Origin of the sequence: Janibacter limosus NBRC 16128 (assembly GCF_001570985.1) — a bacterium.
GTDB classification, from domain to species: Bacteria; Actinomycetota; Actinomycetes; order Actinomycetales; family Dermatophilaceae; genus Janibacter; species Janibacter limosus.
In genome coordinates this window covers 1-13,989 of record NZ_BCSS01000013.1, presented here as the reverse complement: position 1 = coordinate 13,989, position 13,989 = coordinate 1, and the positions used below count along the sequence as shown (strand labels likewise).

The 13,989-nt window shown below is 69.9% G+C and carries 16 protein-coding genes; 10 read left to right on the top strand and 6 right to left on the bottom strand.

Annotated features, from left to right (window positions below):
• Nucleotides 1-122: 122 nt before the first annotated feature.
• Nucleotides 123-1,406, top strand: a complete 1,284-nt coding sequence (locus JLI01S_RS06595) for a citrate synthase (RefSeq protein WP_068261876.1) — start codon at nt 123-125, stop codon at nt 1,404-1,406.
• Between the two features lie 77 nt (nt 1,407-1,483).
• On the opposite strand, the gene JLI01S_RS06590 is transcribed toward JLI01S_RS06595, so the two are convergent.
• Nucleotides 1,484-2,359 (bottom strand): hypothetical protein, encoded by an 876-nt coding sequence (locus tag JLI01S_RS06590; protein WP_084349246.1) that lies wholly within the window; start codon nt 2,357-2,359, stop codon nt 1,484-1,486.
• Between the two features lie 2 nt (nt 2,360-2,361).
• Nucleotides 2,362-3,294, bottom strand: a complete 933-nt coding sequence (dapD, locus tag JLI01S_RS06585; protein ID WP_068261873.1) for a 2,3,4,5-tetrahydropyridine-2,6-dicarboxylate N-succinyltransferase — start codon at nt 3,292-3,294, stop codon at nt 2,362-2,364.
• Nucleotides 3,295-3,446: 152 nt separating this feature from the next.
• Between dapD and dapE the strand changes: the two genes are divergently transcribed.
• The 6 genes from dapE to JLI01S_RS06555 all read left to right on the top strand — a co-directional run bounded on the left by dapE (nt 3,447) and on the right by JLI01S_RS06555 (nt 7,752).
• Nucleotides 3,447-4,523: a succinyl-diaminopimelate desuccinylase gene (gene dapE / locus JLI01S_RS06580; RefSeq protein ID WP_068261870.1), complete on the top strand. Its 1,077-nt coding sequence runs from the start codon at nt 3,447-3,449 to the stop codon at nt 4,521-4,523.
• A gap of 10 nt (nt 4,524-4,533) precedes the next feature.
• A complete protein-coding gene (locus JLI01S_RS06575) occupies nt 4,534-5,310 on the top strand; it encodes an LOG family protein (protein WP_068261867.1) in 777 nt (258 codons plus the stop codon).
• 3 nt (nt 5,311-5,313) lie between these two features.
• A complete protein-coding gene (locus JLI01S_RS06570; RefSeq protein ID WP_068261863.1) occupies nt 5,314-5,619 on the top strand; it encodes a DivIVA domain-containing protein in 306 nt (101 codons plus the stop codon).
• Entirely contained in the window at nt 5,597-6,913 is a 1,317-nt protein-coding gene (locus JLI01S_RS06565; RefSeq protein WP_068261859.1) for a hypothetical protein, read from the top strand. Before JLI01S_RS06570 ends, JLI01S_RS06565 begins: the two co-directional genes overlap by 23 nt.
• A gap of 109 nt (nt 6,914-7,022) precedes the next feature.
• Nucleotides 7,023-7,202, top strand: a complete 180-nt coding sequence (locus JLI01S_RS06560) for a DUF3117 domain-containing protein (RefSeq protein WP_068261856.1) — start codon at nt 7,023-7,025, stop codon at nt 7,200-7,202.
• Nucleotides 7,203-7,389: 187 nt separating this feature from the next.
• Nucleotides 7,390-7,752, top strand: coding sequence for a hypothetical protein (locus tag JLI01S_RS06555; protein WP_068261853.1), 363 nt, complete (start codon nt 7,390-7,392; stop codon nt 7,750-7,752).
• On the opposite strand, the gene JLI01S_RS06550 is transcribed toward JLI01S_RS06555, so the two are convergent.
• A complete protein-coding gene (locus JLI01S_RS06550; protein ID WP_068261847.1) occupies nt 7,742-8,374 on the bottom strand; it encodes an O-methyltransferase in 633 nt (210 codons plus the stop codon). The genes JLI01S_RS06555 and JLI01S_RS06550 overlap by 11 nt on opposite strands.
• A gap of 60 nt (nt 8,375-8,434) precedes the next feature.
• On the opposite strand from JLI01S_RS06550, the gene sigE reads away from it, so the two are divergent.
• From sigE to JLI01S_RS06535, 3 genes are read left to right on the top strand one after another with little or no spacing between them, the layout of a single operon-like run.
• A complete protein-coding gene (sigE, locus tag JLI01S_RS06545) occupies nt 8,435-9,070 on the top strand; it encodes an RNA polymerase sigma factor SigE (RefSeq protein ID WP_068262050.1) in 636 nt (211 codons plus the stop codon).
• Between the two features lie 34 nt (nt 9,071-9,104).
• Nucleotides 9,105-10,472, top strand: coding sequence for a S1C family serine protease (locus JLI01S_RS06540; RefSeq protein ID WP_068261845.1), 1,368 nt, complete (start codon nt 9,105-9,107; stop codon nt 10,470-10,472).
• A gap of 3 nt (nt 10,473-10,475) precedes the next feature.
• The gene (locus JLI01S_RS06535) at nt 10,476-10,850 is read left to right on the top strand and encodes a twin-arginine translocase TatA/TatE family subunit (protein WP_068261844.1); all 375 of its coding nucleotides are present in this window, start codon (nt 10,476-10,478) and stop codon (nt 10,848-10,850) included.
• A 94-nt stretch (nt 10,851-10,944) separates the two neighbouring features.
• Here JLI01S_RS06535 and JLI01S_RS06530 read toward each other — a convergent pair whose 3' ends face one another.
• From JLI01S_RS06530 to JLI01S_RS06520, 3 genes are read right to left on the bottom strand one after another with little or no spacing between them, the layout of a single operon-like run.
• Nucleotides 10,945-12,087, bottom strand: a complete 1,143-nt coding sequence (locus JLI01S_RS06530; RefSeq protein ID WP_068261842.1) for an Mrp/NBP35 family ATP-binding protein — start codon at nt 12,085-12,087, stop codon at nt 10,945-10,947.
• Nucleotides 12,088-12,135: 48 nt separating this feature from the next.
• Complete coding sequence (locus tag JLI01S_RS06525) at nt 12,136-12,672, bottom strand: DUF1003 domain-containing protein (protein WP_068261840.1); 537 nt, start codon at nt 12,670-12,672, stop codon at nt 12,136-12,138.
• Nucleotides 12,665-13,939 (bottom strand): magnesium transporter MgtE N-terminal domain-containing protein, encoded by a 1,275-nt coding sequence (locus JLI01S_RS06520; RefSeq protein ID WP_068262046.1) that lies wholly within the window; start codon nt 13,937-13,939, stop codon nt 12,665-12,667. The genes JLI01S_RS06525 and JLI01S_RS06520 overlap by 8 nt, the downstream gene beginning before the upstream one ends.
• Nucleotides 13,940-13,989: the final 50 nt, after the last annotated feature.

Below are 13,989 nucleotides of genomic sequence, written 5' to 3'. Positions count from 1 at the left end.
CACGTTCCACTGGATGCACCCCACGTCGTGACGCAGGCCACCGTTGAGGTAGTTTCGGGGGTGAAACCACGTGCCCGGGGCCACCGTCCCAGTGACACGGAACGATCGAAGGGCAGATATTCATGACAGCTGATGCCACCTTCTCCGCCGCAGGCAAAGACCTGACCTTCCCTCTCGTGACGGCCAACGAGGGCAACGACGGATATGACATCTCCTCGCTGATGAAGGAGACCGGCAACACGACGCTCGACGTGGGCTTCGTCAACACGGCCTCCTGCAAGAGCGACATCACCTACATCGACGGCGACGCCGGCATCCTGCGCTACCGCGGGTACCCGATCGAGCAGCTGGCGGGCAAGTCGACCTTTGTCGAGGTCGCCTACCTGCTCATCTACGGCGAGCTCCCCACGGCCGATCAGCTCGGTGGCTTCGAGGAGCGCATCTCCCGGCACACGATGCTCCACGAGGACCTCAAGGCCTTCTTCAACGGCTTCCCGCGCGATGCGCACCCGATGCCGGTGCTCTCCTCCGCCGTCTCGGCGCTGGGCACCTTCTACCAGGACAGCCTCGACCCCTTCGACCCGGAGCAGGTCGAGATCTCGACCATCCGCCTCCTGGCGAAGCTGCCGACCATCGCTGCGTACGCGCACAAGAAGAGCGTCGGCCAGCCCTTCCTGTACCCGGACAACTCGTTGAGCCTGACCGAGAACTTCCTGCGGATGACCTTCGGTTTCCCCGCGGAGCCCTACGACCTCGACCCCGAGATCGTCGCGGCCCTCGACCAGCTGTTCATCCTGCACGCGGACCACGAGCAGAACTGCTCCACCTCGACGGTGCGTCTCGTCGGGTCGGCGCACGCCAACATGTTCAACTCCGTCTCCGCCGGCATCCACGCCCTGTCCGGCCCGCTGCACGGTGGTGCCAACCAGGCCGTCCTGGAGATGCTCGACAAGATCCAGGCCTCCGACGACGGCGCCGAGACCTTCATGAAGCGGGTCAAGAACAAGGAGGACGGCGTCCGGCTCATGGGCTTCGGGCACCGCGTCTACAAGAGCTACGACCCGCGCGCGGCCATCGTCAAGGACACGGCGCACACCATCCTCGAAAAGATGGGTGGCGACGAGCAGCTCGAGATCGCGATGAAGCTCGAGGAGATCGCGCTGGCCGATGACTACTTCGTCGAGCGCAAGCTCTACCCCAACGTGGACTTCTACACCGGCCTGATCTACACGGCCATGGGCTTCCAGCCCAAGATGTTCACCGCACTCTTCGCCATCGGTCGCCTCCAGGGCTGGATCGCCCAGTGGCGCGAGATGATCGAGGACCCCGACACCAAGATCGGGCGTCCGCGCCAGATCTACACCGGCCCCACCGAGCGCGACTACGTGGGCATCGACAACCGCTGACCCACAGCGCTGACAGCGACCCCCTTCGTCCGTCCGGGCGGAGGGGGTCGCTGCGTCCCCGACGAAGGGGAGGGCGCTCAGCCCGTGTGGAGGGTGATGACGACCTGGCCTGCGGGGACGGGCGCGTCCGCGTCGGACCACTGCATGGCGTTGTCGCCGGCCCCTCGCGACCACTGCCGGCCACCGACCTGCACGGAGACGACATTGCGGGCCTTGGCCTGGCCGACCGCCCAGGAGCCGACGGCCCAGCCGTGGCGCGCGTCGGGGGCAGCCACCCGGATGACCTGGCCCTCGGCGGTACCGACCTGCCCGGTCTCCTGCGAGAGGGCCGCGACAAAGGTGTCCGGTCGGCCGGCGGCGGTGGGGTCGTCGAGGCGGCAGGCGAAGCCTTCGGGTGAGTGGCCGCTCATCGCGGACGCGATGATCCGGCCCTCCTGCTCGTGGTCGGCGTAGGCCTCGGGATAGCCGCTGCGCTGGACCTCCTGCGCGATCTCGGTGATCACCATGTCCTGCCACCCGTCGACCTTGACCAGGGCGTCGTAGAAGGCGTTGGTGGCGTACACCGGGTCCTGCAGCTGCTCCGGCGTGCCCCACCCCTGGCTCGGTCGCTGCTGGAAGAGTCCGAGCGAGTCCCGATCACCGTAGGAGAGGTTGCGCAGCTTGGACTCCTGGATCGCGGTGGCGATCCCGATGCTGCCTGCGCGTGCCGGCATGCCGCGTTTGACGGCGATGAGCACGATCGTGCTCGCGTGGTGCATCTGGTCGGGGCGGAAGCTCACGCTCTCGTCCAGCGCGGTCGCCCGACACTCCTCCCCGAGGAAGAGGCCGATGCGGTCACGGGCGTACCAGATGCCCACGCCGACGAAGAGCGCGAGCACGCACAGGATCGCGACCAGCGTGGGCCACCGTGGGCCACGCTCCTCGACCAGTGGTGGGTGCTCGCGTCGGGGCATGGCTAGTCGTTGGCGTGCAGTGCGTCGTTGAGCGAGATGCCGTGACCGGTGCGGTCGCGGGCCTCGACGGTGCCGGTGACGGAGTTGCGGACGAAGAGCAGGCCGCTCCGGCCGGAGAGCTCTGCGGCCTTGACCACGGCCCCGTCGGGCAGGGTGACCTTGGTCCCTGCGGTGACGTAGAGCCCAGCCTCCACGACGCAGTCGTCGCCGAGCGCGATGCCGACGCCGGCCTCGGCGCCCACGAGGCAGCGCTCGCCGATCGAGACCCGCTCGGTGCCGCCACCGGAGAGGGTACCCATGGTCGAGGCGCCGCCACCGATGTCGGAGCCGTCGCCGACGACGACGCCCTGACTGATCCGGCCCTCGACCATGGAGGTGCCCAGGGTCCCGGCGTTGAAGTTGACGAAGCCCTCGTGCATGACGGTGGTGCCGGCGGCGAGGTGGGCGCCCAGGCGGACCCGGTCGGCGTCACCGATGCGCACGCCCGAGGGGGTGACGTAGTCGGTGAGGCGGGGGAACTTGTCGATGCTCGTCACCTGGACCGGGCCGCGTGCCCGCAGCCGGGCGCGGGTGGTCTCGAAGCCCTCGACCGCGCACGGGCCGTGGTTGGTCCACACGACATTGGTCAGCTGACCGAAGAGGCCGTCGAGGTTGATCGAGTTGGGCTGGACGAGCCGGTGGGAGAGCAGGTGCAGACGCAGGTAGGCGTCGGACGCGCCATCGGGGGCTGCGTCGAGGTCGATGGCGACGGTGATGACCTCGGTGCGCACGCGGCGGGCCTCGTCCTCACCGGCGAGGGCGAGGAGCTCCTCGGGCACTTGGGTGGCCTCGGGGGCCTCACCCAGGATCGGCTCGGGGTACCAGGTGTCCAGGACCGATCCATCTGTCGTCACGGTGGCCACTCCATGGCCCCAGGCAGCGCGCGTCGTCGTCATGGGTCCGATCCTACGAAACCGGGCGACGGTCGCTCGCATCCCTGTGCCGTGGGCTCAGCCCGCGGGACGCCGCCAGGTCCACTCGGCGTCCGGCGGCGTCGCGCACGAGGAGCGGTGAGCTCCAGCCGTGGTCGACGCCCTAAGGTGGCGGGATGCCGAGCCTGGACCTCACCGCAGACGTCGTGACCCTCACCCAGCAGCTGTGCGACATCGAGTCGGTCAGCCATGACGAGGCGGCGATCGCCGATGCCATCGAGGCCGCGCTGACCCCCCTTCGTCATCTCGAGGTGATCCGCCGGGGCCACACGGTCATCGCCCGCACCCACCTGGGACGCGATGAGCGCGTCGTGCTGGCCGGCCACATCGACACCGTGCCGCTCACCAGCGAGCCGGCGAACCTGCCCGTCCGCCGCGAGCAGGTCGGTGGCGTCGACGTCCTGTGGGGTCGCGGCACGGTGGACATGAAGGGGGGCGTCGCCGTCCAGCTCAAGGCCGCCCTCATCGAGGAGCCGAGCCGCGATGTCACCTTCCTCTTCTACGAGGCCGAGGAGGTCGACGCGGTCTACAACGGGCTGCAGCTGCTCGCCGAGTCCGACCCCGACCTGCTCGAGGCTGACTTCGCCGTCCTCCTCGAGCCCACCAACTCCGAGGTCGAGGGCGGGTGCAAGGGCACGATGCGGGTCGAGGTGCGCCTCAAGGGCATCGCCGCGCACTCCGCCCGCCCGTGGAACGGCCACAACGCCATCCACGACGCCCACGAGGTCCTCGCCGCGCTCGCCGCCCACGAGGAGGCGACCGTCCACGTCGACGGTCTGGACTACCACGAGGCGCTCCAGGCCGTCGGGATCACCGGCGGCATCGCGGGCAATGTCATCCCCGACTCCTGCACCGTGCTGATCAACTACCGCTTCGCCCCGGACAAGGACGCCGAGGCGGCGCTGGCGTACGTGCAGTCCGTCCTGCCCGGCCGCGAGCTGCACGTGCGCGACATGGCCGAAGGCGCCCGACCCGGTCTGGACCTGCCGGCGGCGCAGGCCTTCGTCACCGCGCTCGACGTCCCCGTCGGACCCAAGGAGGGGTGGACCGATGTCGCTCGCTTCTCCGCGCAGGGCATCCCCGCCGTCAACTTCGGCCCCGGCGACCCCAACCTCGCGCACCACGACGAGGAGCGGTGTCCGGTCGATCAGATCGTCACGGCGGAGCAGGCCGTGCTGCGCTGGCTCGCGTAGGGTCGCGACCGTGACGGATCAGGGGAACACATCAGACCGCTGGTACCACAAGGGCCCCGTGCTCATGCGTGGCCGCCAGGTGCCCAAGTCGACGACCGACCAGCGTCTGCTCGACGACAAGGGCCACGCCGACTGGCTGCACACCGACCCGTGGCGGGTGCTGCGCATCCAGGCCGAGTTCGTCGAAGGCTTCGGCGCGCTCGCCGAGCTCGGGCCGGCCGTCAGCATCTTCGGCAGCGCCCGCACCCCCGTCGACTCCCCGCGGTACGCGGACGGGATCGAGCTGGGTCGACTCGTCGCCGAAGCGGGCTACGCCGTCATCACCGGGGGAGGTCCCGGCGCGATGGAGGCCGCCAACCGCGGTGCCCGTGAGGCCGGCGGCACGAGCGTCGGTCTCGGGATCGAGCTGCCCTTCGAGGCGGGTCTGAACCCCTACTGCGATCTCGGCATCAACTTCCGCTACTTCTTCGCCCGCAAGACGATGTTCGTCAAGTACAGCGAAGGTTTCGTCGTCCTCCCCGGCGGCTTCGGCACCCTCGACGAGGTCTTCGAGGCCGTGACGCTCGCCCAGACGGGCAAGGTGACCGGCTTCCCCATCGTCCTCATCGGCACGCAGTACTGGGGCGGCCTCGTCGACTGGTTGCGCGACTCCGTCCTCGAGGGCGGCATGATCAGCGCCGACGACATCGACCGGCTCTACGTCACCGATGACCTCGTCGACGCCGTCGAGTACGTCAAGCGTGAGTCGGCGCGGGTTCGTCCCGAGACCTCGAAGCATCCGGAGTAGGCCATGGTCTGGATCCTCTTCACCCTCGTCGCCGTCCTCGTCATCGTCGTCTTCGCGGCGGTGCTCACCGGTCGGCTGAGTCCCGACCCGATGGCCCAGGCCGTCGGCACGGCGCCCCACCACGGACTGCCGGACAGCGGTTGGCGCGCCGCCGACATCGACATGGTGCGCTTCGACACCGCACTGCGCGGCTACCGCATGGACCAGGTCGACGATGTGCTCGACCGGCTCCAGCAGCGGGTGGCCGAGCTCGAGGACCGCGCGAGCGGCTCCGGCGAGCGACGTGATGACGGCGCCCACCTCGGCTGACCCGACCACCGAGGGCGAAGGGAGGACCCCCCGCCCTGCTCGGTGGCGCACCTCTTCGGGCAGGTCCGAGCTGGGCCGGGCTGTCCTCGCGCGTCCCGTGCGCTCGCTGCTCGCCATCTACGCGGTCAGCCGTCTGGTCGCGCTGCTCGGCATCTGGATCGCAGCGCACTACTACCAGTCACCGGCGGGCGTCGGGCACCTCGACCCCGGCCTGCCGGACATGTTTCGGCTGTGGGACACCGAGTGGTACCACCGCATCGTCACCGAGGGATATCCCATCCCGCTGCCGGCCGACCCGGAGACCGGGCAGATCACCTACAGCGCGTGGGCATTCTTCCCGCTCTTCCCCGGTCTGGTTCGCCTGCTCATGGTCACGGGGCTGGGCTTCACCGCGTCAGCGATCCTGCTCAACCTCGCGCTCGGGGCCGCGGCCACCCTCCTGGTGTGGAAGGTCCTGAGCTTCCCGGGCCACGCGGCCAGTCAGCCCGCACGTGAGCGGCTGGCCTTCGTCGCCGCGGCGCTGTGGTGCTTCTACCCGGCGACCGGGGTGATGCTCCTGCCCTACACCGAGGCGCTCGCCGCGGCCCTCATCGCCGGGGCACTCCTGCTGCTCATGCGCGGCAAGTACCTGGGCGTCGCGGTCATCGCGATCCTCCTAGGCTTCACGCGGGGGGTGGCGGCCCCGCTCGGGCTGGCGGTGCTGGCCCACCTGTGGCTGCGCTGGCGGGAGGAACGGGCGAGCGGCACCGCCCCCTTCGCGCACGATCGCACCCGGATCATCATCATGTGTCTGGCGACGGGCATCTCGGGGGTGGCGTGGCCGGTGACGGTGGGCTACCTGTCGGGCCTGCCGGATGCCTTCTTCCAGGTGCAGGCCGCGTGGGGGCAGCGCCCCGACCAGGGGCCCTTCGTGCTGTGGTTCAGCTGGGCGTGGGACCAGCGAGGGTTGCTTGCCGTCATCGTCATGGTGGCCCTCGTCGCGACCTACCTGGCGCTCGTCATCGGGCGTCACGGGGCGTGGATCCCGCTCGAGGTGCGCATGTGGGCCTTGGTCTACCCGCTCTACCTCTTCGCGGTGGTGCGTCCGATCACCAGCATGTGGCGCTTCCTGCTGCTCGACTTCCCGCTGATGGCGCTGCTGGCGTCGGTCACGATGCGCACGTCCACAGGGGGTCGGGTCGTGCGCCACTGGCGGCGCCGGGCCGTGGTGGTCGTCGTCGTGCTGGTCCTCGGCGTCATCGCCTGGTCGAGTGGCTTGCTGCCCTACGTGCCGTGGCATGTCACCCCGCCATGACCTGATTAGGCCGACGGCGTCGCAGGGGTGGATAATGAGCTCAAGCGTCGGCGCAAATGCGCCGCCGGTCGGTGAGGCACCGGTCGGTTTTGTATCGAAGGGAACGCACATGGCGGCAATGAAGCCACGCACGGGGGATGGTCCGCTCGAGGTCGTCAAGGAGGGCCGGGGCATCGTCCTGCGCATGCCGCTCGAGGGTGGTGGCCGGCTCGTCGTGGAGATGAAGCCGGACGAGGTCCTCGCCCTTGGTGAGGCCATCGACAACTGCGAGGGCCTGCAAAAGAAGTAGTCCCCGTCGAGGAGCCCCCGGACGCCATGCGGCCGGGGGCTCTCGCGTGCCGTGGGTCGGCCCGACCCGACATCGTTGGCGGTCGGGGCCGTTCGGATGATGACACGGGGCTGCCCTACGGGGGAGCCACTGGTTACGGTGCCCGGACACTGCTGACGTGGCTCACCGGCCCGAGGGGAACACAACAATGAACGCTGGATATGGACTTGCCGTCCGCTGGTCGTTGACCGACGCACCTGCCGATGTCGCGGCACGGCTGCGCGAGTACGTGGTCGGGACCTCGATGGCCAACTTCATGTTCCTCGACGGCCTGGCCTTCAAGACCTGGCGGATGGTCGAGGGGCAGTGGTTCGAGGGGACCTATGTCTTCGACGCGGCCAAGGACCGGGACGAGTTCTGCGAGGACTTCACGACCAAGGCCGCCGACTCGGCCGGCAGCCAGATCATCGGGTCCGCGCCGACGGAGATCACCCCCTTCGAGGTCGTGGCGATCGCCGAAGGGCCGGCGCAGTTCCGCCGCGGCCCGGGGCCGGGAGCCGCTACCGCTTGACCGCGGCGAAGAGCCCGTCGCCCACCGGCAGCAGGCTCGGCACCAGTCGGTCGTCGTCGCGCAGCTGCTTGCCGAGGTCGCGCAGCAGGACCGTGCGAGCATCCCGTGAGGCGGGGTCAGCGACCCGGTCGTGCCAGAGCATGTTGTCCATCGCCAGGACGCCGCCCGGTCGCAGCAGCCGGATGGCGTGCTCGACGTAGTCGGGGTAGCCCTCCTTGTCGGCGTCGATGTGCACGAGGTCGTAGGACGCGTCATTCATCCGCGGGAGCACGTCCAGGGCGCGGCCGGTGATGACCCGCGTGCGTTGCGGGGCGATGCCCGCCGCCGCGAAGGACCGCTTGGCGCGCACCGCGTGCTCGGGCTCGATCTCGATGGAGGTCAGGACGCCGTCCTCGGGCATCCCGTCGAGCAGCCACAGGCCGGAGGTCCCGGCGCCGGTCCCGACCTCGATGACGTGCCGGGCCCCGACAGCCGCTGCGAGGAGGCGAAGGGTGGCGCCGCCGCCGGTGCCGATCGGCACCGCTCCGAGCTCGGTCCCTGTGCGACGGGCGGCCTCGACGGCCTCCTCCTCGGGGATGAACTGCTCGGCGTAGGCATGGCTGTTGAGCTGGGCGGCGGTCATGGGAGTCCACCCTAGTCCGGGTCCGGTCGTCACAGACTTCCTTCAGGTTGGGCGGTGACGATGGACACCGTGAGCAGCGATACCGCGACCACCACCGACGCCCAGCCTGACTGGGTCCAGCCGACGTGGGCGGAGGTCGTCGAGCAGCACGGCTCCCGGGTCTACCGTCTGGCCTACCGACTGACCGGCAACGTCCACGACGCCGAGGACCTCACGCACGATGTCTTCGTGCGCGTCTTCCGATCGCTCGACGGATACACCCCCGGGACCTTCGAGGGGTGGCTGCACCGCATCACGACCAACCTCTTCCTCGACCGGGCCCGCCGCAAGCAGCGGCTGCGCTTCGACGCGCTCACCGACGAGTTCGCCGCCCTGCTCCACAGCGGGACCGCGAGCCCGGAGCAGGTGTACCTGGAGCACCACCTCGACGGTGACGTCCAGCGGGCACTGGACGCCCTGCCGCCGCAGTTCCGCGCCGCGGTCGTCCTGTGCGACATCGAGGGGCTGACATACGAAGAGGTGGCCGAGGCCCTCGAGATCAAGCTCGGCACCGTGCGCTCGCGCATCCACCGCGGGCGGGCACTGCTGCGGGAGAGCCTGAGCCACCGCCAGCCCGCGCCCTCGACGCGCACCGAGAGCCGCCGTCGTGGTGGCTCGGGCTTCCCGATGGCCCGCCCGGTGACCGGCACCCTGTGACGTCGCGACCTGCGCGACAAGGCAGAATCACCGCATGAGCTCTCCGCACCCGGGTGAGGAGCACCGACCCTCGGACCCGCCCGCCGAGCACACGCAGCCCGTGCCACCGGGGCCCTATGTGCCCTACGAGAGCTATGAGCAGCCGGCTGCGGCCGCGCAGCCCGCCTCTGCACCACGGGTCCCTGCGCAGCCGACACAGCCCTACGGCGTGACGCCTGGCCCGTACCAGGGCACCCCCTACCCGGGCCCCTCCAACCCAGGCGTCCCGATGGTGGGCGCTGCGTACCCGCAGCAGGTCCCCCCTTCGTCTCGTCGTCGCGGACCGGGCTGGGTCGGGGCGGGAGCCATGACGTTGGCGGCGGCTCTGCTGGCCGGTGGGATCGGCGGGGCGGGTGGCGCTCTGCTGGTCGGTGACGACGGCGGCGGCCCGACGATCGTGCAGCGCGATGGCGACCGCGCGCAGCGTCCCGACGGGTCCATCGCAGCCATCGCCGCAGATGCGGTGCCGAGCGTGGTCACCGTGCGGGTCCGCAGCAACGGCGGGGGTGGCACAGGCTCGGGCTGGGTCTACGACGACCGCGGCCACATCGTCACCAACGACCACGTGGTCGACGCGGCCGGTGACAGCGGCAAGGTGAGCATCGAGATGACGGACGGCACGCGCCTGGACGCCGAGATCGTCGGCCGGGACTCGTCATACGACCTCGCGGTGCTCAAGGTCGACTCCGATGAGCTGCAGCCCCTGTCGATCGGCGCGTCCGATGACGTCGTCGTCGGCGACGAGGTCGTCGCGGTGGGTTCCCCGCTCGGTCTGGGCTCCACCGTCACGGCGGGCATCGTCTCTGCTCTCGAGCGGCCGGTCACGGCGGGCGAGGCCGGGGACGAGTCCTTCATCTCTGCCATCCAGACGGATGCGGCGATCAACCCGGGCAACTCCGGCGGTCCGCTCCTCAACGGCGACGGCGATGTCATCGGGGTCAACTCCGCGATCGCACAGGTCCCCGGTCAGGGTCAGGCATCCGGCTCGATCGGTGTGGGCTTTGCCATCCCGTCCGATGTCGTGGTGCGCACGGTCGACCAGCTGATCTCCACCGGCAAGGCGATCCACCCGATGATCGGAGTGAGCCTGGACCGGCGCTGGAGCGGCGAGGGGGCCAAGGTCCTCAAGGACTCCGATGTCCCCAGCGGTGACGCCGTCGTGCCCGGTGGGCCGGCGGACGACGCGGGTGTCGAGCCCGGTGACCTGATCACCGAGATGGACGGTCGTCGGATCACCGACCTCGACCAGCTGATCACGCGCATCCGGGCGAAGGCCGTGGGGGATAAGGTCACCCTGAAGGTCCTCAGGGGTGGCAAGGAACAGGAGCTGACGATGACGCTCGAAGCAGCGAAGGAAGGCTGACGGATGCCGGTGCACGGGACCGAGTTCCTCGTCCTGATCCTGCTCGCATTCATCATCCTCGGCCCCAAGCAGCTGCCCGAGTACGCGGCCAAGCTGGCCCGGGTCGTCGTCAAGGCTCGGCGCTTGGCCAATGACGCCAAGGTCCAGCTCAAGGAGCAGATGGGGCCGGAGTACGACGACCTCGACTGGCGTCAGTACGACCCACGTCAGTACGACCCGCGTCGCATCGTCAAGCAGGCGCTCCTGGAGCCCTTGGACGATGCCTTCTCCATCGACGACAAGCCGGCTGCCACCGACTCGTCTGCCGCGGCCTCGTCGGAGCCTGCCGCTCTGGCCGCCGTGCCCAGCGACACGCCCTGGGACCCTGAGGCGACCTGAGTCGCGGCACGATCCACGACATGAGTCAGGACCGGAGGCTGACGCCAGCCTGCGGTCCCGACTCATCTCCTGCGGGTGGCGGGCACCCAGCAGGTCAGCGCCCCGTCGGGGTCAGCCCCAGGCTGCGACCGGCGAGACCGCGCGAGCGGGTGGCCAGGCCGCGGGCGATGCCGCGCAGCGCGACCGCTGCGGCGCCGTCGGGGTTGGACAGCACGGCGGGGTCACCGTTGTCGGAGCCCTCGCGGAGGGAGACGTCCAGCGGGATCTGGCCGAGCAGCGGCACGTCGGCGCCGACCGTGCGGGTCAGTGACTCGGAGACGGCCTGACCGCCACCGGAGCCGAAGAGCTCCTGGCGTGATCCATCAGGCAGCTCGAGCCAGGACATGTTCTCGATGACACCGACGAGGCGCTGGTGCGTCTGCATCGCGATCGAGCCGGCCCGCTCGGCGACCTCGGCGGCCGCCTGCTGCGGGGTGGTGACGATGATGATCTCGCTGTTGGGGATCAGCTGCGCGATGGAGATCGCGATGTCGCCGGTACCCGGCGGCAGGTCGAGCAGGAGGACGTCCAGGTCGCCCCAGAAGACATCACCGAGGAACTGCTGCAGCGCGCGGTGCAGCATCGGGCCACGCCAGACGACGGGCTGGTTGCCCGGGACGAACATCCCGATCGAGATGACCTTCACCTCGGACGCGATGGGCGGCAGGATCATGTCGTCGACCTGCGTCGGAGCGTGCGTGACGCCGAGCATGCGCGGGATGGAGAAGCCGTAGATGTCGGCGTCGACGACGCCCACCTTGAGGCCCTCCTGTGCCAACGCCGCGGCGAGGTTGGCGGTGATCGAGGACTTGCCGACGCCGCCCTTGCCCGAGGCGATCGCGTAGACGCGGGTGAGGGACCCCGGCTTGGCGAAGGGGATCTCCTTCTCCGCCTGGCCACCGCGCAGGTGGGTCTTGAGCTCGGCGCGTTGCTCGTCGTTCATCACGCCCAGCGTGACCTTGACGTCGGTGACGCCCTCGACGCCGAGCATCGCCTGGGTGGTGTCTTTGGTCAGTGTGTCCTTCATGGGACAGCCGGAGACCGTGAGCAGGATGGTGACGGCGGCGAGGCCGTTGACGTCGACGGCGGCGGACTCGACCATGCCGAGCTCCGTGATGGGACGACGGATCTCAGGGTCGATGACCGTCTCGAGTGCGGCGCGCAGCTGCTCGTCGGTGATCGTGGGATGGGGAGCCATCCGTCCATCGTAGGTCGCGGCTCGGGGCCCGTTGACGAGAGGTTGGCCTCACTGCTCCGTGATCGGCTCGTCCTCGTCGCGACGGGTCACCTGCAGGCCCTTGCTCTCCATCTCCTCGAGCAGATCGCGCAGCTCGCTGCGGATGAAGTCGCGGGTGGCGGCGTCACGCAGCGCGATCCGCAGCGCGGCGACCTCACGGGTGAGGTACTCGGTGTCGGCCAGGGCCCGCTCGGCCTGTACCCGGTCCTGCTCCAGGGCGACGCGGTCGCGGTCGTCCTGGCGGTTCTGCGCCAGCAGGATCAGCGGCGCGGCGTAGGAGGCCTGCAGCGACAGGATGAGCGTGAGCAGGGTGTAGTTGAGCGAGCGGGGGTCGAACTGCGCGGACTCGGGCACGAAGGTGTTCCACGCCAGCCACACGACGACGAAGAGCGACATCCAGATGAGGAACCTGGGCGTGCCCATGAAGCGCGCGAACTTCTCCGAGATGACCCCGAAGGCCTCGGTGGAGAAGGCCGACGGGCGGCGGATCAGCTGCCGACGCACCTCCTGCGGGGTGTCGACACGGCTCTGGCGGCGCTCAGTCATCGGTCACCTCGTGCCTCTCCTCGCGCCAGTCCTCCGGGAGGATGTGGTCGAGGACGTCGTCGACCGTGACCACTCCGAGCAGTCGCTCCCCGTCGTCGACGACCGGTGCCGAGATGAGGTTGTAGGTCGCGAGCGTGCGGGTCACGTGCCCGAGCGGGGCCTCCGGGCGAAGGGGGTCGATCGCCTTGTCGAGGTAGCGACCGATGCTCTCGTGCGGAGGCTCGCGCAGCAGGCGCTGGATGTGGATCATGCCGAGGTACTTGCCGGTCGGGGTCTCCAGCGGTGGACGGCAGACATAGACGGTGGCCGCGAGCGCCGCGGTGATCTCCTCGCGGCGCACGACCGCCAGGGCCTCCGCGACCGTGTCCTCGGGCGCGAGCACGACCGGCTCGGTGGTCATCAGACCGCCGGCGGTGTTTTCGTCATAGCTCAGCAGACGACGCAGCGGCTCGGCGTCGTCGGGCTTCATCAGCTGCAGCAGCGTCTCGGCCCGCTCGGGCGGTAGGACCGCGAGCAGGTCGGCCGCGTCGTCGGGGTCCATCGCCTCGAGGACGTCCACGGCGCGCGACTGGGTGAGCAGCCCGAGGATCTCGCCCCGGTCGACGTCACCGAGCTCTTGGATGATGTCGGCCAGCCGGTCGTCGTCAAGAGCGGCGATGACGGCCTCGCGGCGCTCCGGGGCCAGGTCGATGACGACCTCGGCGAGGTCGGCGACCTTGAGGTCCTCGACGGACTCGAGCAGTTTGACCGCGGAGTGCTCGGCGGCGCTCACCGATGCCGACAGGCCGGTGACGTCCTCGACGGGCACGGTGAAGGTCTCGCCCCGGCGGCGCACGAGCAGCCCCATCCGCGACTGCCGGCCGCCGCGGACGAAGATCTTGGTCACCGACCAGTTGCGGTTGGCGGACTGCTCGACGCCGACGTCCTCGACGGTCGCGTCGACCTGCCCGTCGTCGGTGCGCACCGTGACCGGCCGCTCGAGGAGCTCGGCGAGCACCAGGGTCTCGGTGGCGCGCTGCTCGAAGCGGCGCATGTTGACCAGGCCGGTCGTGATGACCTGCCCACCCTCGACGGAGGTCACTCGGGTCATCGGGACGAAGACGCGGCGGCGCCCCGGCACCTCGACGACGAGTCCGATGACCCGGGGTCGTCGTGAGGGGGAGAAGGTGACGACGACGTCGCGGACCCGGCCCACCTGGTCGCCGAGCGGGTCGAAGACGTTGAGGCTCGCCAAGCGGGCGACGAAGAACCGGGAGGGAGCACTCACCGTCACAGACTAACGGCGGGGGAGGGTCCCGCCAGTCAGCCTCGGCGGCC

Bases quoted from the DNA above. Each gene is read 5' to 3' on its own strand.
- JLI01S_RS06595 (WP_068261876.1), top strand. From the start codon at position 123: ATGACAGCTGATGCCACCTTCTCCGCCGCAGGCAAAGACCTGACCTTC.
- JLI01S_RS06590 (WP_084349246.1), bottom strand. From the start codon at position 2,359: ATGCCCCGACGCGAGCACCCACCACTGGTCGAGGAGCGTGGCCCACGG.
- dapD (WP_068261873.1), bottom strand. From the start codon at position 3,294: ATGACGACGACGCGCGCTGCCTGGGGCCATGGAGTGGCCACCGTGACG.
- dapE (WP_068261870.1), top strand. From the start codon at position 3,447: ATGCCGAGCCTGGACCTCACCGCAGACGTCGTGACCCTCACCCAGCAG.
- JLI01S_RS06570 (WP_068261863.1), top strand. From the start codon at position 5,314: ATGGTCTGGATCCTCTTCACCCTCGTCGCCGTCCTCGTCATCGTCGTC.
- JLI01S_RS06565 (WP_068261859.1), top strand. From the start codon at position 5,597: ATGACGGCGCCCACCTCGGCTGACCCGACCACCGAGGGCGAAGGGAGG.
- JLI01S_RS06560 (WP_068261856.1), top strand. From the start codon at position 7,023: ATGGCGGCAATGAAGCCACGCACGGGGGATGGTCCGCTCGAGGTCGTC.
- JLI01S_RS06555 (WP_068261853.1), top strand. From the start codon at position 7,390: ATGAACGCTGGATATGGACTTGCCGTCCGCTGGTCGTTGACCGACGCA.
- JLI01S_RS06550 (WP_068261847.1), bottom strand. From the start codon at position 8,374: ATGACCGCCGCCCAGCTCAACAGCCATGCCTACGCCGAGCAGTTCATC.
- sigE (WP_068262050.1), top strand. From the start codon at position 8,435: ATGGACACCGTGAGCAGCGATACCGCGACCACCACCGACGCCCAGCCT.
- JLI01S_RS06540 (WP_068261845.1), top strand. From the start codon at position 9,105: ATGAGCTCTCCGCACCCGGGTGAGGAGCACCGACCCTCGGACCCGCCC.
- JLI01S_RS06535 (WP_068261844.1), top strand. From the start codon at position 10,476: ATGCCGGTGCACGGGACCGAGTTCCTCGTCCTGATCCTGCTCGCATTC.
- JLI01S_RS06530 (WP_068261842.1), bottom strand. From the start codon at position 12,087: ATGGCTCCCCATCCCACGATCACCGACGAGCAGCTGCGCGCCGCACTC.
- JLI01S_RS06525 (WP_068261840.1), bottom strand. From the start codon at position 12,672: ATGACTGAGCGCCGCCAGAGCCGTGTCGACACCCCGCAGGAGGTGCGT.